The sequence below is a fragment of the Microbacterium sp. Soil_N32 genome, from assembly GCF_057655505.1.
The window spans coordinates 406,947-424,579 of sequence record NZ_JBDGME010000019.1; the positions used below are offsets into that span (position 1 = coordinate 406,947).

At 70.3% G+C, this 17,633-nt stretch carries 16 protein-coding genes; all 16 read left to right on the forward strand.

The genetic code is table 11. From position 1 onward, the window contains the following. Positions 1-37: 37 nt before the first annotated feature. The 16 genes from AC3A3J_RS10085 (at position 38) to AC3A3J_RS10160 (ending at position 17,632) form a co-directional block, all read left to right on the forward strand. On the forward strand, positions 38-1,345 hold the full coding sequence (locus AC3A3J_RS10085) for an acyltransferase family protein (protein ID WP_487672147.1): 1,308 nt from the start codon (positions 38-40) through the stop codon (positions 1,343-1,345). A 149-nt stretch (positions 1,346-1,494) separates the two neighbouring features. Beyond that, the gene (gene rpsD / locus AC3A3J_RS10090) at positions 1,495-2,124 is read left to right on the forward strand and encodes a 30S ribosomal protein S4 (protein ID WP_314647515.1); all 630 of its coding nucleotides are present in this window, start codon (positions 1,495-1,497) and stop codon (positions 2,122-2,124) included. A 125-nt stretch (positions 2,125-2,249) separates the two neighbouring features. Beyond that, positions 2,250-2,438, forward strand: a complete 189-nt coding sequence (locus AC3A3J_RS10095; protein ID WP_487672148.1) for a hypothetical protein — start codon at positions 2,250-2,252, stop codon at positions 2,436-2,438. A gap of 49 nt (positions 2,439-2,487) precedes the next feature. Continuing rightward, complete coding sequence (gene alaS, locus AC3A3J_RS10100; RefSeq protein WP_487672149.1) at positions 2,488-5,148, forward strand: alanine--tRNA ligase; 2,661 nt, start codon at positions 2,488-2,490, stop codon at positions 5,146-5,148. Further along, positions 5,145-5,618 carry a Holliday junction resolvase RuvX gene (ruvX, locus tag AC3A3J_RS10105; RefSeq protein WP_487672150.1) on the forward strand — a complete coding sequence of 158 codons (474 nt, stop codon included), beginning with the start codon at positions 5,145-5,147 and terminating at the stop codon, positions 5,616-5,618. Before alaS ends, ruvX begins: the two co-directional genes overlap by 4 nt. 2 nt (positions 5,619-5,620) lie before the next feature. After that, a complete protein-coding gene (gene mltG / locus AC3A3J_RS10110; RefSeq protein ID WP_487672151.1) occupies positions 5,621-7,147 on the forward strand; it encodes an endolytic transglycosylase MltG in 1,527 nt (508 codons plus the stop codon). 1 nt (position 7,148) lies between these two features. After that, positions 7,149-7,970, forward strand: a complete 822-nt coding sequence (locus AC3A3J_RS10115) for a shikimate dehydrogenase family protein (protein WP_487672152.1) — start codon at positions 7,149-7,151, stop codon at positions 7,968-7,970. A gap of 33 nt (positions 7,971-8,003) precedes the next feature. Continuing rightward, the gene (gene aroC, locus AC3A3J_RS10120) at positions 8,004-9,233 is read left to right on the forward strand and encodes a chorismate synthase (RefSeq protein ID WP_487672153.1); all 1,230 of its coding nucleotides are present in this window, start codon (positions 8,004-8,006) and stop codon (positions 9,231-9,233) included. Further along, positions 9,217-9,735, forward strand: coding sequence for a shikimate kinase (locus tag AC3A3J_RS10125; protein ID WP_487672154.1), 519 nt, complete (start codon positions 9,217-9,219; stop codon positions 9,733-9,735). The genes aroC and AC3A3J_RS10125 overlap by 17 nt, the downstream gene beginning before the upstream one ends. Next, the gene (aroB, locus tag AC3A3J_RS10130; protein WP_487672155.1) at positions 9,732-10,820 is read left to right on the forward strand and encodes a 3-dehydroquinate synthase; all 1,089 of its coding nucleotides are present in this window, start codon (positions 9,732-9,734) and stop codon (positions 10,818-10,820) included. The genes AC3A3J_RS10125 and aroB overlap by 4 nt, the downstream gene beginning before the upstream one ends. After that, the gene (locus AC3A3J_RS10135) at positions 10,817-11,254 is read left to right on the forward strand and encodes a type II 3-dehydroquinate dehydratase (protein WP_487672156.1); all 438 of its coding nucleotides are present in this window, start codon (positions 10,817-10,819) and stop codon (positions 11,252-11,254) included. Before aroB ends, AC3A3J_RS10135 begins: the two co-directional genes overlap by 4 nt. Before the next feature lie 73 nt (positions 11,255-11,327). Next, entirely contained in the window at positions 11,328-11,888 is a 561-nt protein-coding gene (gene efp / locus AC3A3J_RS10140; RefSeq protein WP_487672157.1) for an elongation factor P, read from the forward strand. A gap of 3 nt (positions 11,889-11,891) precedes the next feature. After that, entirely contained in the window at positions 11,892-12,302 is a 411-nt protein-coding gene (gene nusB / locus AC3A3J_RS10145) for a transcription antitermination factor NusB (RefSeq protein ID WP_314647483.1), read from the forward strand. Positions 12,303-12,353: 51 nt separating this feature from the next. Further along, positions 12,354-15,302: a DEAD/DEAH box helicase gene (locus AC3A3J_RS10150; RefSeq protein WP_487672158.1), complete on the forward strand. Its 2,949-nt coding sequence runs from the start codon at positions 12,354-12,356 to the stop codon at positions 15,300-15,302. Between the two features lie 163 nt (positions 15,303-15,465). Further along, the gene (locus AC3A3J_RS10155) at positions 15,466-17,043 is read left to right on the forward strand and encodes a Rieske 2Fe-2S domain-containing protein (RefSeq protein WP_487672159.1); all 1,578 of its coding nucleotides are present in this window, start codon (positions 15,466-15,468) and stop codon (positions 17,041-17,043) included. A 67-nt stretch (positions 17,044-17,110) separates the two neighbouring features. Then, the gene (locus AC3A3J_RS10160; RefSeq protein WP_487672160.1) at positions 17,111-17,632 is read left to right on the forward strand and encodes a hypothetical protein; all 522 of its coding nucleotides are present in this window, start codon (positions 17,111-17,113) and stop codon (positions 17,630-17,632) included. Position 17,633 lies beyond the last annotated feature (1 nt).

Below are 17,633 nucleotides of genomic sequence, written 5' to 3' on the forward strand. Positions count from 1 at the left end.
CGGTGCGAACGCGGCGGCGACCCCCTACAGTGGCGGGGTGACGCGCTCCCCGCTCCGCATCCCGCCGGATCGAGACCTCTCGATCGACTTCGTACGGGCGATCTGCCTCCCGGTCGTCGTGGTGCTCCACGCGCTGCAGATGGGCATCGACGGAGATCCGCCCCTCGCGTTCAACGCCCTCGCCGAGTGGCGTCCGCTGGCGGCGATCACGTGGGTCGGCATGATCATGCCGACGTTCTTCATCGCGGGCGGGTTCGCGGGCATCACCACCTGGCGGCGGCTGTGGCAGCGCGGGGGAACGGCGGGGGAGTACATCCGCGTGCGGGCGCTGCGACTCGCCCGCCCGGTGCTGCTGGCCATGGCGGGTGTGCTGCTGGTGCTCGGCGCCATGGCCCTCTGCGGCGTGGACGACGAGTTCCTGCACTCGTTCGCCTTCCGGCTGGCGGAGCCGTTGTGGTTCATCGCGGTCTACGCGATCTGCACCTCGTTCGTTCCCCTCATGGCCTGGCTGCATCGCCGAGCGGCCTGGCCGACCTATCTCGGCCTGGCCGCCCTCGTGGTCACGGTCGATCTCGCCGTGCGATTCGGGGATGCGCCCGTCGGCGCGCTGAACTGGCTGTTCGTGTGGCTGTTCGTGCAGCAGCTGGGCTTCGGCGTCCGCGACCAGTGGTATTCCCGCCGCCCGCGATGGCTGCTCGCCCTGCTCGCCGCCCTCGCCTACGGACTCATGGCCGTCGCGGTGCTCGCGCTGGGCTACGACCCCGACATGATCGCGAACCTCAATCCACCGACGGTCGTGCTCCTCCTGCTCGGACTCGCACAGGTCTACCTCTTCACGCTCCTGCAACCGGCCATCCGCGCACTCATGCGGCGGCGCGCCGCGCTCCTGGTGGTCGGAACGCTCGGTGTCTACGGCATGACGATCTATCTGTGGCATACGGTGGCCATGGCCGTTGTCGTCGGCATCCAGCTGGCGATCGGCCTGCCGTTCCCGCCCGTACTCACGCCGACCTGGTGGGTGACGCGTGTGCCGTGGCTGATCGTGATCGTGTCGGTGATCGCGATCCTGTGCGCACTGGTGCCCCGTATCGAGCGCCGTCTCCCCCGAGAACGCATGCGGGCCATGCCGCTCTGGGCATCGGCGACAGCGACCCTCGCTCTCGTCGGATCGGTGGGCTGGGTGCTCGCGCGGGGGTATCTGAATGCCGGCACCGTCGCCGCCGTCGGTCTGCTCCTCCTCGCCATCATCTGGCTCACGAACGGCGGCCCCGGCGCGTCGGCGGCGCCGTCGGTGCGCGATGATTCATCGCGACCGGGGACCCTCCGCGACGGATCGCGTGTCTGATAGACTTGAGCGGCTCGAAACCGAGTTTTCGGGCATCACCTCGCTCACACCCCACCTCGACGGCGCCCCGGCGTGCGCCCCGAGGCAGAGCGCGGAGATACGTCCGTGAGTCGCGAGAGACGCGACCACGTCATCGGAAGGACAGCTTCGTGACCACGAAGTCCCAGGACCGCCGCAAGGTCCGCCTCAGCCGTGCCCTCGGCATCCCGCTCACCCCGAAGGCCGCCCGCTACCTGGAGAAGCGTCCCTACGCTCCCGGCGAGCACGGCCGCACCAAGCGCAAGGCCGACAGCGACTACGCCGTCCGTCTGCGTGAGAAGCAGCGTCTGCGCGAGCAGTACGGCATCCGCGAGAAGCAGATGCGCAACACCTTCAACGAGGCTCGTCGTCAGGACGGCCTGACCGGTGAGAACCTCGTCGAGCTGCTCGAGATGCGTCTCGACGCGCTCGTGCTGCGCGCCGGTTTCGCCCGCACCACGGCGCAGGCGCGCCAGCTGGTCGTGCACCGTCACATCCTCGTCGACGGCCAGCTCGTCGACCGCCCGTCGTTCCGCGTGAAGCCGGGCCAGCTCATCCACGTCAAGGCCAAGAGCGAGGGCACCGAGCCCTTCCAGGTCGCAGCCGCCGGCGGTCACGCCGAGGTCCTGCCTCCCGTTCCGGGCTACCTCGAGGTCGAGCTCGACAAGCTCCAGGCCCGCCTGGTCCGTCGTCCGAAGCGCGCCGAGGTCCCCGTGACCTGCGAAGTGCAGCTCGTCGTCGAGTACTACGCGGCTCGCTGAGCCCCCTGGGCGCCGCTGGTCGGCGTCCGCAACGAGAGGCGTCGGGGTCACCCCGACGCCTCTCGTCGTTTCCGCATACGATGGAGACGCCGCGCCCTCGCGGCCCCCAGGCAAGGATGACGTTGATGAAGAGCATGCTGTGGTTCCTGATCGGTGTGATCGGCGGCTTCGTGGCCGCGCACTTCATGAACAAGGACCCGCGCGGGCACGACATGCTCGCCGAGGTCGACGCCCGGATCAACGGGTTCACAGCCCTCATCGGTGACGCCTATCGCGCCCAGGAGGCGCGGCTCACCGAGCCGGCCGACAGCTGATCGCGCGCATCCGCACCCCCACCCCTCCGACCAAGGACACCCGCCACACATGAAATCCGCGGACATCGCGCAGCGCTACCTCGACTTCTTCGAGAAGAACGACCACGTCATCGTCCCCTCCGCTTCGCTGGTCAGCGAGGACCCGTCGCTGCTCTTCACCGTGGCAGGCATGGTGCCGTTCATCCCGTACCTGACCGGGGTCGTCCCGTCGCCGCATCCGCGCATCGCCGACGTGCAGAAGTGCATCCGCACGAACGACATCGAAGAGGTCGGCAAGACCGCGCGCCACGGGACCTTCTTCCAGATGCTCGGCAACTGGTCCTTCGGCGACTACTTCAAGGAGGGGGCGATCCGCTACGCGTGGGAGCTGCTCACCAGCTCCGAGGCCGACGGCGGTTTCGCGTTCGACGAGAAGGACCTCTGGGTCACCGTCTACGAGACCGACGACGAGGCCGAGGCGATCTGGCGCGACGTGATCGGCCTGAAGCCGGAACGCATCCAGCGTCTGGGCCGTGCCGACAACTACTGGAACACCGGGCAGCCCGGTCCGGGCGGTCCCGACTCGGAGATCTTCTTCGACCGCGGACCGGCCTACGGCAAGGACGGCGGTCCTGCCGCCGACGACTCGCGATTCCTGGAGATCTGGAACCTCGTGTTCATGCAGGACTTCATCGAGAACGTGCGCGGCAAGACCGAGTTCGACATCGTCGGCGAGCTGCCGCAGAAGAACATCGACACCGGCATGGGTCTGGAACGCGTCGCCTTCCTCAAGCAGGGCGTCGAGAACATGTACGAGATCGACCAGGTGCGTCCGGTGCTCGACCGTGCCGTCGAGCTGTCGGGACGCCCGTACGGCAAGGAGCACGACGACGACGTGCGCTTCCGCGTGATCGCCGACCACGTGCGCTCCTCGCTCATGCTGCTCTCCGACGGCGTCCGCCCGTCGAACGAGGGGCGCGGATACATCCTGCGCCGCCTCATGCGACGCACCGTGCGGGCGATGCGTCTGCTCGGCGTCGACGAGCCGGTCTTCCCCGAGCTCTTCACGACGTCGCGCGACGCCATGAAGCACTCCTATCCGGAGCTCGAGCGCGACTGGTCGACGCTCTCCGCGGCCGCCTTCGCCGAGGAGGAGACCTTCCGCCGCACGCTCGCCCAGGGGTCGACGATCCTCGACCTCGCGCTCGACGAGACGAAGAAGGAGGGCAAGCCCGCGCTCAGCGGTTCCGAGGCCTTCCTCCTGCACGACACCTACGGCTTCCCGATCGATCTGACCCTCGAGGTGGCGGAGGAGGCCGGGCTGCAGGTCGACCGCGCCGCCTTCGACACGCTCATGCGCGAGCAGCGCGATCGCGCCAAGGCCGATGCGCGCAACCGCAAGCGTCAGCTCGCCGACGTCTCGGTCTATCGGGACCTCCGCGCCCTCGGCGAGACCCGCTTCGACGGCTACACCGAGCTCGAGGTCGAGTCCCGCGTGCTCGGGCTGCTCGTCGACGGCCAGGCCGTGCAGAGCGCGGCGGAGGGCCAGATCGCCGAGATCGTTCTGTCGGAGACCACGCTCTACGCCGAGTCGGGCGGACAGGTCGCCGACAAGGGCACGATCGTGGGCCCGGGCTACGAGCTCGAGGTCATCGATGTGCAGCGTCCGGTGCCCGGACTGATCAGCCACACCGTCGAGGTGGTGCGGGGCACGGTCGCCGTCGACGATGCGGCCACCACGGTCGTCGATGCGAAGAACCGCCGCGCGGCACGGCAGGCGCACTCCGCTACGCACCTCGTGCACGCCGCCCTTCGTGACACGCTCGGCCCGACCGCGACCCAGGCGGGCTCGCTGAACCGAGCCGGCTACATGCGCTTCGACTTCTCGTGGTCGCAGGCGCTGTCGACCGACACCCGTTCGGAGATCGAGGAGATCACGAACCGCGCGGTGCAGGACGCCCTCGAGGTGACCACCCGCATCGTGTCCCTCGACGAGGCCAAGGAAGCCGGCGCCATGGCCCTGTTCGGCGAGAAGTACGGCGACGTCGTGCGCATGGTCGACATCGGAGGCCCCTGGTCGCGCGAGCTGTGCGCGGGGACGCACGTGGGATCGAGCGCCGAGATCGGACTCGTCAGCGTTGTGGGCGAGTCGTCGGTGGGATCGTCGAACCGCCGCATCGAGGCTCTCGTCGGTGCGGACGCGTTCCGCGAGCTGGCGGCGGAGCGCGCGATCGTCTCGCAGCTGACCTCGTCGCTGAAGACCCCGCGCGAGCAGCTTCCCGAACGCATCGCCGACCTCGCTGCGAGCCTCAAGGCCGCGGAGAAGCGGATCGCGCAGTTCGAGGCGAAGGAGCGCGCCGGACAGGTGCCGGCCATCGCCGACGCCGCGCAGCGCATCGGCGCGTACCGCGTCGCCACCCAGTCGCTCGGGGCTCTCGCCTCCGCCGACGATCTGCGCGACCTGGTGATCGGCGTTCGCGATCGCCTCGGCTCGGAAGCGGCCGTCGTCGCGCTCGGTGCCGAGGTGGGCGGTCGTCCGGTCGTCGTGGTCGCCACGAACGACGCTGCGCGCGGTGAGGGTGCGAAGGCCGGGGTTCTGGCGAAGCGTGCCGCGGGAATCCTCGGCGGAGGCGGTGGCGGTCGTGACGACGTCGCACAGGGCGGCGGCGCGGATGCTGCGGCGCTGCCCGCGGCGCTCGACGCCATCGCACAGGAGCTGCGCGGCGCGTGAGCGGGTTCCGCCGCGGGGTGCGTCTCGGCATCGACGTCGGGCGCGCCCGTGTGGGCGTCGCTCGGTGCGACCCGGACGGCATGCTGGCTGTTCCGGTCGAGACGGTGCCGAGGAACGACGACTCGGTCGAGCGCATCGCCCAGCTCGTATCGGAGTACGAGCCGATCGAGATCGCGGTGGGTCTGCCGGTGAACATGCAGGGCACCGACACCCCGTCGACGCAGGACGCCCGCGACTTCGCAGCCGCCGTGAGCGCCCGGACGGCGGTGCCGGTTCGCCTCGTCGACGAGCGGCTGAGCACGGTCTCGGCGCACGCCGCTCTGCGATCTTCGGGCAGAAACCAGAAGAATTCTCGTAGCATTGTGGATCAGGTCGCCGCCGTGGTGCTTCTGCAGCAGGCGATCGACGTGGAGAAGAGCACCGGAAACCCGGCCGGTGCCGCTGTCCCGCCGAACGAGGAGTCTTCCTGAGCATGTCCGAACGCGATGGCGCATCCCCGGCCCAGGGCCCCGACGAGCGCCTCGGCGATCTCTTCGCCAACTTGCCGGACCCCACTCCGCAGCACCCGACCGTCGAGGACGACACCCCCGCGCCCGGGTCCCGTCGGGCGGCGCGGGAGGCGGCGGCGCGTCGCGCGGCACGCGGAGGCGACGACACCGACCCGCGACCTGCGGCCCCCGATTCCCCCACTCCCGCCGCGGCCGAGGGACTCCCGACGTCGGATGCGGCGCCGATCGCGGCGGCCGATCCCGTCGCCGCGGCGCGGCGGCCGGATCCGTCTCTCGTCGACGCGCCCCCCGCGGAAGTGCGCTCGTCGTCGCGGAAGATGTCGACAGCGGTGGAGGATGCCCCGAACCCCGCCGACGCTCGCGACGGGGGACTCGACGATCTGTTCGCCTCCGCCGACGACCACGGTACGAGTCGGACCCGCCCGAAGCGGCGGCGCGGCTGCCTCGTCGCCCTGATCGTCGTGCTCGCCATCTTCGGCGCCATCGCGGCCGCCGGCGTCTGGGCGATGAACACGTACGGCGACCGCATCTCGGAGCTGCTCGGGACGGGGGAGCCCGCGGACTGGGAGCCCGGGCTCGCCACCGGCGAGGTGACGGTGACCATCGCCGACGGAGACACCGGCAAGCCCGTGTCGACTGCGCTGTACGAGGCGGGCGTCACCCGCACCGAGGACGTGTTCTACGACTACCTCATCGACGAAGGATTGAACCCGATCTTCTATCCGGGTGTGTACAAGCTCCAGAAGAAGATGACGGCGGAGGCCGCGCTGGAGGCGCTGTCCGACGAGGCGAACCGCATGGAGAACACCGTCTCGATGGGGGAGGGCGCCACGATCGCGTCGTCGCTCCCGGCGATGGCGGAGACTCTCGGCCTCCCGCTCGCGGACTTCGAGGCCGCCGTGGCGGATCCCGCGGCGTACGGTGTCACGGCGCAGAGCCTGGAGGGCTGGCTGTTCCCGGCGGTGTACACCTTCGACCCGGAGGTCACCGCTGCACAGGTGATCCAGCGCATGGTCGATCGCACTCGCGAGTCGCTGGCGGCGGCGGGCGTCCCCGACGATCAGGCGGAGCGGGTGCTCACGGTCGCATCGATCGTGCAGCGCGAGGGCCGCACGTCCGACTTCGACAAGGTCGCTCGGGTGATCGAGAACCGCCTGGCGATCGACATGAAGCTGCAGATGGACTCGACGGCGCAGTACGGCTACGGCTCGCTGCACGAGGGCGTCGTGTCCAGCTCGGCCGAGGCGCTGGCGGACGACAACCCGTGGAACACCTACGTGCACACCGGACTGCCGGTCACGCCGATCGCCAGCCCCAGCGAGGCGGCGATCGCGGCCGCGATGAACCCCGCGGACGGACCGTGGCTGTACTTCGTCACGATCGATCTCTCGACCGGCGAGACGCAGTTCTCCGAGACGTACGAGGAGCATCAGGCCGGCATCGAGAAGTGGCGCGAGTGGTGCCGCGCCAACCCCGATGGCGGCTGCTGAGGTGGCACGCACCCGCCTCGCGGTGTGGGGCGATCCGATCGCGCACTCGAAGTCGCCCGCGCTGCATGCAGCGGCATACGACGTGCTCGGGCTCGACTGGCGGTACGAGCGCCGCCGCGTCGACGACGTGTCGTTCGTCGACGCCCTCTCGGCCCTCGACGCGGAGTGGCGGGGCCTCTCGCTGACGATGCCGCTCAAGGAGGTCGCCTTCCGCGCGACGGCAGCCCGCGATATGCACGCCGCGCTCACGGGCGCCGTGAACACGGTACTGCTGGGCGACGGCATCCGCGGGTTCAACACGGACGTGGGCGGCATCATCGACGCCCTCGCCGAGCACGGCCTCTCGGGCGCCCCGCGGGTGCGCATCCTCGGTGCGGGCGCGACCGCGGCATCCGCCCTCGTCGCGACCGCCGAATCCGGGGCTCGCGCGGTCGAGGTACGTGCCCGCCGCCCCGAACGCGGTGTCCCGTTGATCGCTCTCGGCGAGCGGCTGGGTGTCGGGGTGTCCGTGGCGGCGTTCGACGACGCGTCCACCGACGTCGACCTCACCGTCGCGACTCTGCCGAGCGGAACGGCGCTGCCGGAGGACGCGGTCGAACGGCTGAGTGCGGCCGGCGGGGCGCTCTTCGACGCGGCTTATGCGCCGTGGCCCTCGTCTCTCGCCTGTGCATGGCAGGGCACGGCCGTCTCGGGGCTCGGGATGCTGCTGCACCAGGCGGTCCGCCAGATCCGCATCTTCCATCACGGCACGCCGACGGATGCTCTGCCGAACGAGCCGGCGGTGCTCGCTGTGATGCGGGCGGCTCTCGCCGACGCGTCGTGAAATCACCCGTCCGACGCATGGGAGACTAGAGCAATGCTCCGCGTGCTCACCGCCGGCGAATCGCACGGCCCCGAACTCATCGCCATCATCGAGGGTCTGCCGTCGGGCGTGCCCGTCGCCGCCGAGGCGATCCAGGCCGACCTGCAGCGCCGCAAGTTGGGATACGGCCGCGGTTCGCGGATGAAGTTCGAGCAGGACGAGCTGTCGATCTCGGGCGGCGTCCGCCACGGTCTTACCCTGGGCAGTCCCGTCGCGCTGCGCATCGGCAACACGGAGTGGCCGAAATGGACCGAGGTGATGAGCCCGGAGCCGATCGAACTCACGGAGAAGTCCCGCGGACGCGGCGCGCCCCTCACCCGCCCGCGCCCCGGCCACGCCGACCTGGTCGGCATGCAGAAGTACGACTTCGACGAGGCGCGACCGATCCTCGAGCGCGCGAGTGCGCGCGAGACGGCGGCCCGCGTGGCCCTCGGTGCGGTCGCACGGTCGTTCCTCGGCGAACTCGGCATCCGTCTGGTCAGCCACACGCTGTCCATCGGCCCGGTGCAGGTGCCCGCCGGCGCGGCGCTCCCGACGCCGGACGATGTCGACGCTCTCGACGCCGATCCGCTCCGCTGCTTCGATGCGGCCACCTCCGCACTGATGGTCGCCGAGGTCGACGACGCCAAGAAGGACGGCGACACGCTCGGCGGCATCGTCGAGGTGCTCGCGTACGGCCTGCCCCCGGGACTCGGATCGCACGTGCACTACGACCGCCGCCTCGACGCCCGCCTCGCGCAGGCGCTCATGAGCATCCAGGCGATCAAGGGCGTCGAAGTCGGCGACGGCTTCGAGACCACGCGCCGCCGCGGCTCCGCCGCTCACGACGAGCTGTTCGCGGCGGCCGACGGCATCACCCGCGGCTCCGACCGCGCCGGCGGTCTCGAGGGCGGCATGTCCACCGGCACCGTCCTGCGGGTACGTGCGGGGATGAAGCCGATCGCGACCGTTCCGCACGCTCTGCGCACGATCGACGTCGCCACCGGCGACACCGCCACCGCGCACCACCAGCGCTCCGACGTCTGCGCCGTCCCGGCCGCGGGCGTCGTGGCCGAGGCCATGGTCGCGATCGAGCTCGCCCGCGCGGTGCTCGAGAAGTTCGGCGGAGACAGCATCCGCGAGACGCGCCGCAACCTCGAGGGCTACCTGCAGGGCATCCCCGACGAGCTGCGCACCGCACCCGCGTCGGAGGCGGCGCTCCTCGCCCATGACGACCGAGGCTGACCAGCTCGACATCGTGCTCGTCGGCCCGATGGGCGCGGGCAAGACCAGCGTCGGCCGACGCGTGGCCCGACGACTCGGCGTGCCGTTCATCGACACCGACAAGCGGATCGTCGCGGCGCACGGCCCGATTCCGGTGATCTTCGCCGAGCACGGCGAGGAGCGTTTCCGCGAATGGGAGCGCGATGCCGTCGCCGCGGCGCTCGCGGACGGCGGCGTGGTGTCGCTCGGCGGGGGAGCGGTGACCGATGCCGGCACCCGCGACCTGCTGCGCGACCACGCGGTGGTCTTCCTCACGGTGAGCGCGGAGGCCGTCGCGGATCGCATCCGCGGCACGAACCGCCCGCTTTTGGCGGATGACGACCCCGTGGCGCGCTGGACGAGCATCTTCGACGCCCGCCGCCCGTGGTACGAGGAGGTCGCCACGGCGACGTTCGACACCTCACGACGACCGATGCAGAGGATCGCGGACGAGATCGCGACCTGGAGGAGGACACTGGCATGAGTACGACCACCATTCCCGTCACGGGCGCACAGCCCTACGACGTCAGCATCGGGCGCGGCATCCTCGACCGAGTCTCCGCCGCACTCGAACCCGGCGTACGGAAGATCCTCGTGGTGCACCCGCCCACGCTCGCGGCACGCGCCGCGGAACTGCGCGACCGACTGCTCTCCGACGGGGCGAACGGGCCGCGAGAGGTGCTGCTCGCCGAGATCCCGGATGCCGAGCAGGGCAAGCGCATCGAGGTGGCCGCCTTCTGCTGGCAGGTCATGGGGCAGGCCGACTTCACCCGCACCGACGCGGTGGTGGGCTACGGCGGTGGCGCGGTGACCGATCTCGCGGGCTTCGTGGCGGCGACCTGGCTGCGCGGTATCCAGGTCGTGCAGGTGCCGACCACGGTGCTCGGACTCGTCGACGCGTCCATCGGCGGCAAGACCGGCGTCAACACGGCCGAGGGGAAGAACCTCGTGGGCGCCTTCTGGGCACCGCGAGCGGTCGTCGGCGACCTCGACGAGCTCGCCAGCCTCAGCCCGAACGAGGCGACCGCGGGTTTCGCCGAGGTCGTCAAGGCCGGATTCATCTGGGCGCCCGAGATCCTCGACATCGTCGAGGCAGACCCGTCCCGCGCCGTCGACCCGACGACCGAGGAGTTCCGGCGCGCCGTCGAGCTCGCCGTCGGGATGAAGGCGGCCGTCGTGTCGGAGGACTTCCGCGAGGCGGGGCAGCGCGAGATCCTCAACTACGGGCACACGCTCGGGCACGCGATCGAGCACGCCGAGCGCTATCGCTGGCGCCACGGGGCGGCGATCTCGGTGGGCATGCTCTTCGCCGCCGAACTGTCTCGTCTCGCCGGCCGTCTCCCGGACGAGGCGGCGGTGCGCCACCGCACGGTGCTCGAATCGCTCGGGCTGCCGACCTCGTATCGCGCGGGCGCATGGCCGCAGCTGCTCGCGACCATGCAGCGCGACAAGAAGGCGCGCGGCGGGATGCTGCGCTTCATCCTGCTCGACGACATCGCGAAGCCCACGGTGCTGCAGGCCCCCGACGAGTCGCTGCTCTTCGCCGCGTACCAGGAGGTGGGGGAGTGAGCGCGCGTCTTCTGCTCGTCAACGGACCGAATCTGAACCTCCTCGGCACGCGCGAGCCCGACGTCTACGGCACGGCGACCCTGGCGGATGTCGAGCGCCTCGCCGCGGCCGCAGCGCTGGACGCCGGCTACGGGCTTCGAGCCATCCAGAGCAACCACGAGGGCGTGCTCATCGACGCGATCCACGAGGCGCGCGGCGACTGCGTCGGGATCGTGATCAATCCGGGCGGCCTCACCCACACGTCTGTCTCGCTGCGCGACGCACTCACCGGCGTCGGCCTTCCCTTCGCCGAGGTGCACATCTCGGACGTGCACGCGCGCGAGGAGTTCCGCCACCACTCCTACCTCGAGGACGTCGCCGCCGTGCGCGTGATCGGGCGGGGCATCGACGGCTACGCCGAGGCCGTGCGGCGGCTCACAGCGCTCATCCCTTAGAATCGACTGTCGGCTCCGCCCCCGCAGGGCGACGACGGCCGCGAAACCCCACAGGAACGGAAACCTCCCGCGCATGGCATCTACCGCAGACATCAAGAACGGCGTCGTCCTCAGCATCGACGGACAGCTCTGGAGCGTCATCGAGTTCCAGCACGTCAAGCCGGGCAAGGGCGGGGCGTTCGTCCGCACCAAGCTGAAGAACGTCGTGTCGGGCAAGGTCGTCGACCGCACCTACAACGCGGGCGCGAAGATCGAGATCGAGAACGTCGACCGCCGCGACTTCACCTACCTCTACACCGATGGTGACGGCTTCGTGTTCATGGATGCCGTCGACTACGACCAGATCACGGTCGGCGCGGCCACCGTCGGCGACGCGAAGAACTTCCTGCTGGAGAACCAGCAGGTCACGATCGCGCTCAACAACGGCAACCCCCTCTACATCGACCTGCCGGCATCCGTCATCCTCGAGGTGACCTACACCGAGCCGGGTCTGCAGGGCGACCGCTCGTCGGCCGGCACCAAGCCCGCCACGCTCGAGACCGGTTACGAGATCCAGGTCCCGCTGTTCCTCGAGACCGGCACCAAGGTCAAGGTCGACACCCGCACGGGTGAGTACCTCGGTCGCGAGAAGTAAGGCGTGAGCGCCCGGACGAAGGCGCGCAAGCGCGCACTCGACATCCTGTTCTCCGCCGACGTGCGCGGCGACGAGGTGCAGGTCGCCCTCGCCGCCGAGGCGAAGCGCGCGGCGAGCGAGCCCGCACGCGAGGCGTCGTGGCTGTACGCGCGAGAGATCGTCGACGGCATCATCGACCACCGCGACGAGATCGACGAGCACATCACGACGCACAGCCGCGATTGGAAGCTCGATCGCATGCCCGCGGTGGACCGTGCGCTGCTGCGCATCGGCGCCTGGGAGATCGTCTACAACGACGAGGTCCCGACCGCGGTCGCGATTGATGAGGCCGTCGAGCTGGCGAAGGAGTTCTCGACCGACGACTCCGGTGCCTTCGTGCACGGTGTGCTGGCCCGGGTGGCGCGCGCGGTCTGACCCGTTGCCGACCCGGTGCCGGTGTCGGTGGTACCGGAGAGGATGGCGGGCATGACCTCCGCTGACGTCCCGCGCCGCCAGACGACGGATTGGCGAGCGCTGGTCGGCTCCGACGACGAGGGCGACGCCATGCCGCTGGCCCTCGGGGTCGAGGTGCGCTATCGCGATGCCCGACATGCGAATCCCTGGGGGTCTCGACCGGCGCGGTCGGCGACGCCACGCGACGTCGCCCGCGGCGGCGGCGAGGTGCTCCTGGGCATCCGCCCGCTCGAACGCAGCGCGGCATCCGGCGACTGGGTGCAGGGGGCGGCCACCTGGGATGCCGTACGGCGCTCTCCGGCGCGCTACGGGCGCCGCCGAACCCGGTGGTTCGCCGACCTGCTCAGCATCGCTCGAGATTCGCTGCTGTCCGGCACCGCGGGCGATTGGCTGCTGCTCGATCATCTGGAGTCGCCGCTGCTCTGGACGCACCTGCACACCGCGGCCGCCCTCGGCATCCCCCTGGTGCCGACGCAGAAGAAGGTCACCGTCGAACTGCGCGACCGGATCGCGGTGGGCGCGGTCATCCGTCGTACCGACGCCGGCGACCTGACCGTCCGACCCGAGATCAGTGGGGCCCCTGACGACCCGACGCTGACCGGAGCGCTGCTGCGGCCGATCGGACGCAGCGGGCTCTACGCGGTCGCGCAGACCGGCGATCGACTGCACGTCGTCCTGGCCGAGACGACGGCGGGCGAGGCCGGGCAGTCGCTCCTGGCGCTCGGTGCCGCGGTGGACATCCCGCGCCACGACGAAGAGGACTTCCTCCGCGAGGCCTATCCGCGACTGGCGCGCGGGGTGGCACTGCGTACCCAGGGGGCCGTCGCCCTCCCGCCGCTGCCGCGCCCGCGCGCCGTGCTCTCGCTCTCGTTCCGCCGCGGCGACACCATCGAGTACTCGTTCGGGTGGGACTACGCGGGTTTCGGCCGGACGCCCATCGAGCCGGACGGCGCGGGCTTTCGCGACCCGGATGCCGAGAACGAGGTGCTGGTGCTCGTCGAGTCCGTCTGGCAGCAGGCCGTGGCAAGCGCCTTCACGGCACGCGGGGCCTTCCACGAGATCGAGGCCGCGGAGTTCGCCACGCACGTCGTGCCACGTCTGGAGGCCGAGGGCGTCCGCGTCGAGACGACAGGACGGCGGAAGACGTACACCGAGCTCACCGGAGAGCCGGAGCTGACCGTGTCGACGATGGAGACCCCCGACTCCGACTGGTTCGACCTCGGGGTCCTGGTCCGCATCGACGGACGAGTGATCCCGTTCGAGCCGTTGTTCACGGCACTCGTCACCGGGCGCAAGAAGCTCCTGCTCGTCGACGGCACCCACTTCTCGCTGCAGCACCCCGCTCTCGACCGTCTGCGCGAGCTGCTCGATGAGGCCGCGCAGCTCGACGAGTGGGAGACGGGCCCGCGTCTGCACCGCTCGCAGGTCGCCCTCTGGGAGGACTTCGAAGACCTCGCCGACCAGGCGCTCCCCGCGCTGGCGTGGCGCGAGCTCGCCGAGGGACTGCGCGACGCGGCCACCGTCCCCTCCGTGCCTCCGCCGGCCGGGCTGCGCGCCGAGCTGCGTCCGTATCAGCAGCAGGGCCTCGACTGGCTGGCGTTCCTGTGGTCGCACGGCCTCGGCGGCATCCTCGCCGACGATATGGGACTGGGCAAGACCCTGCAGATCCTCGCTCTGATCCTGCGTGCGCGGGAGGCGGGGGAGCAGCGCCCCTTCCTCGTGATCGCGCCCACCTCGGTCGTCGGCGGCTGGCGTGCGGAGGCGGCGCGCTTCGCCCCGGGGCTGCGGGTGCAACTGCGAGACGCCACCCGGGCCTCGGGATTGGCTGCGCCCCTCGATGCGGACGTCGTGGTGACCACCTACGCGGTCGCGCGCCTCGACGAATCGGTGTTCACCGGGGTCGAGTGGGCCGCGCTCGTGCTCGACGAAGCGCAGTTCGTGAAGAATCCGGCGACGAAGCTGCACCGGGCGATCGCCGGAATTCCGGCCCGCGCGGTCTATGCGGTCACCGGCACTCCGCTCGAGAACGGGCTGTCCGAGCTGTGGGCGCTGCTCTCGCTGACCGCGCCCGGGCTCTTCCCGTCGGCGCGTGCCTTCCGGGAGCGCTACATTCTGCCGATCGAGCAGGGGAAGGTCCCCGAGAACGCGGAAGGCGGGGAGTATCGGGCGCGGCGCCTCGCGCAGCTGCGCCGGCGCATGCGCCCGCTGGTCCTGCGTCGCACGAAGGAACTCGTCGCCGACGAGCTCCCGACGCGGCAGGAGCAGATCCTCGACGTCGAACTGGGTTCGGCGCACCGCGAACTCTACGAGACGGTGCTCCAGCGCGAGCGGCAGAAGATCCTCGGGCTGCTCCCGGAACTCGATCGGCACCGGTTCATCGTCTTCCGTTCTCTGACCCTCCTGCGTATGCTCGCACTGTCGCCCGCGCTGATCGACCCCGCTCACGCGCGCATCGGCTCGCGGAAGCTCGACGTGCTGCTCGAGCGCGTCGTCGAGCTGCAGCAGGAAGGGCATCGGGCACTGGTGTTCAGCCAGTTCACGTCGTTCCTCGACCTGGCGGCGGAGCGCCTGAGCGCCGCGGGTATCCCGTACTCCCGTCTCGACGGATCGACCTCCCGGCGGCAGGCCGTCGTCGACGGCTTCCGCGAGGGCGACCGGCCGGTCTTCCTGATCAGCCTCAAGGCGGGCGGGTTCGGCCTCACGCTGACCGAGGCGGACTACGTGTTCCTGCTGGACCCATGGTGGAACCCGGCGGCGGAGGCGCAGGCCGTCGACCGCGCGCATCGCATCGGGCAGACCGCGCAGGTGTTCGTCTACCGGTTGGTCGCCACCGGAACCATCGAGGAGAAGGTCGTCGAGCTGCAGCGACGCAAGGCACGCCTGTTCTCGGCGGTGATGGACGACGAGGCCTTGTTCGCCCAGTCGCTCACCGCCGACGACATCCAGGCCCTGCTCGGCTGAGCCTCGGGCCTGCCGCCCGCCGACGGGCCTCCCGCGGAATCGGCGCCGCATGGATATGCACGGCCGGTCTCCGCCGACGGTCAGCGTGCCGCGGGTAGAATCGGTGCGGTCCAGACGGGCGTCCGCGAACGGTCGCCGGGACGATGCACCAGGAGGAGACGGAATGCGGATCACGGGACTCGGCCACGCCGGGATGTTCATCGAGACGCTCGGCGGGAACATCATCTGCGACCCCGTCCTCGGGCCCTCGTTCTTCGGCTCGTGGTTCCCGTTCCCCGACAACCGCGCGCTCGACTGGGAGCGCTTCGGGCGCGAAGCGGACTTCCTCTACATCTCGCATCGTCACCGCGACCACTTCGACCCCGCCCTGCTCGAGCGGTACATCCGCAAGGACATCGAGGTGCTCCTTCCGGAGTATCCGATCGACGACCTCGAACAGGACATCCGCGCGCTCGGCTACACGAACATCACGTACGCCCCCGCGGGCGAGATCATCGAACGCGGCGACCTGAAGATCATGATCACGCCCCTGCGAGCCCCCAGCGACGGTCCGATCGGCGACTCCTCGCTCAGCGTCGACGACGGCACGGGCTCGGTGCTGAACCAGAACGACTCGCACCCCCTCGACCTCGAGAAGCTGCTGCACTTCGGTAAGCCGGACGCCTACTTCACCCAGGTGTCGGGCGCGATCTGGTGGCCGATGGTCTACGACCTCCCGATGGACGCCAAGCAGAACTTCGCGCAGCTCAAGCGCGAGGCGCAGAACAAGCGCGCGATGTACTACATCGAGAAGGTCGACGCCCCGCACGTCTTCCCGATGGCCGGCCCGCCGATGTTCCTGCGCGACGAGCTCTTCGACTTCAACGGCACCGGGCGCAACGGCGAATCGATCTTCACCGACCAGAAGCAGTTCCTCGCCCACATGAAGGAACTCGCCCCGCAGTACGAAGGGCAGCTCTTCATCCCGGGCACCGTGGTCACGGTCGAGGGCGGCGAGGTCACCACCGCCCAGACCCTCTACTCGGACGCCGAGATCGCCCACATCTTCGACGAGAAGTGGGACTACCTCGAGGAGCAGCGCGCCAGCCGACAGCAGGAGATCCGCGACGAGGAGGCGTCCCGTGCGGAGGCGCTGCCCGCCGACCAGATCCTCGCCGCGCTGAAGGAGTGGTGGGAGCCGCTGCTGAAGAAGTCGCGGACCATCCGGCTCGGGGTGGGCGGCAACGTGCGCTTCCGCATCGGCGACCTCGACATGGTCGTCGACTTCCCGCGGGCCAAGGTGCGCGAGTACGCCGGCGAGGAGTGCGTCTACTGGTACACGATCCCGGCCGACCTCGTGTCGACGAACATCCGCGACCACGAGATCGACTGGTCGAACTCGATCTTCCTGTCGATGCAGTTCCACGTCGGCCGCAGCGGCAAGTTCAACGAGTTCCTCACCACCTTCCTCAAGTGCCTGTCTGTCGACCGCATCGAGTACGTCGAGAACTGGTACCAGGAGCAGACCGACCAGACCGAGGACGCGGAGATCGGCGGTTGGACGGTGCAGCGTCGTTGCCCGCACCTGCGCGCCGACCTCACGCGCACGGGTTCGGTCGACGGCGACGGCATCCTCACGTGCAGCATGCACGACTGGAAGTGGGATCTGAAAACCGGCCGCTGCCTGTCGACGAGCGGGCACCCGATCCGGTCGTCGAAGATCGACGACGTCACAGACGACGTGTTCGCCGAGGCGAGCTGACCGGGTGACGGTTCCGGAGCACCCGCAGGGGAGGGGCAGGGATGCCCGCACCTCCCGCCTGCGGGGCGTGAACTTCCTGCGCGGAGCGCGCTGGGTGGTGGCGTCGACGCCGGATCGGCTGGTACGCATCGCGACGGACTTCCTCGTGGCGGAGGGCTTCGACGTGCGCGACGACCGCTATGCCGCGCGCCTCGCCGAGCGCGGCTCCGAGTGGACGGCGGTCGCCCTCGAGATCGGCAACGAGGAGCGCTCCCGCCGCGGCTGGTGGCAGGGACTGGTGACCGACGATCTCCCCTTCCCGCTGCCGCGCTTCCTGCAGCCCAGCATCCCGCCGACTCTCGTCGTCGTCTCGGCGCGCACGGTGTCGCGCGGGGTCGCCGAGCTCGTCGTGTTCCCGCACGCGTCGCGACGCGGCGACCCGTCGTACGCGTCCGCGGCCGGACCGCGGGTCTCCGCCGCGATCGATCGCATCACGGCCGCCGCCGGAGCGGAGGCGGCGATGCTGTCGCACGAGACCATGCGCGGCATCCCGAACGACGGCGCCCCGGCCTCGCAGCAGATGGTGCGGGAGGTCCTCGACTGGCGGTGAT

Excerpts from the sequence above, each read along its gene's own strand:
- AC3A3J_RS10095 (WP_487672148.1), top strand. The coding sequence starts at position 2,250 with ATGAAGAGCATGCTGTGGTTCCTGATCGGTGTGATCGGCGGCTTCGTG.
- alaS (WP_487672149.1), top strand. The coding sequence starts at position 2,488 with ATGAAATCCGCGGACATCGCGCAGCGCTACCTCGACTTCTTCGAGAAG.
- mltG (WP_487672151.1), top strand. The coding sequence starts at position 5,621 with ATGTCCGAACGCGATGGCGCATCCCCGGCCCAGGGCCCCGACGAGCGC.
- aroC (WP_487672153.1), top strand. The coding sequence starts at position 8,004 with ATGCTCCGCGTGCTCACCGCCGGCGAATCGCACGGCCCCGAACTCATC.
- AC3A3J_RS10125 (WP_487672154.1), top strand. The coding sequence starts at position 9,217 with ATGACGACCGAGGCTGACCAGCTCGACATCGTGCTCGTCGGCCCGATG.
- aroB (WP_487672155.1), top strand. The coding sequence starts at position 9,732 with ATGAGTACGACCACCATTCCCGTCACGGGCGCACAGCCCTACGACGTC.
- efp (WP_487672157.1), top strand. The coding sequence starts at position 11,328 with ATGGCATCTACCGCAGACATCAAGAACGGCGTCGTCCTCAGCATCGAC.
- AC3A3J_RS10150 (WP_487672158.1), top strand. The coding sequence starts at position 12,354 with ATGACCTCCGCTGACGTCCCGCGCCGCCAGACGACGGATTGGCGAGCG.
- AC3A3J_RS10155 (WP_487672159.1), top strand. The coding sequence starts at position 15,466 with ATGCGGATCACGGGACTCGGCCACGCCGGGATGTTCATCGAGACGCTC.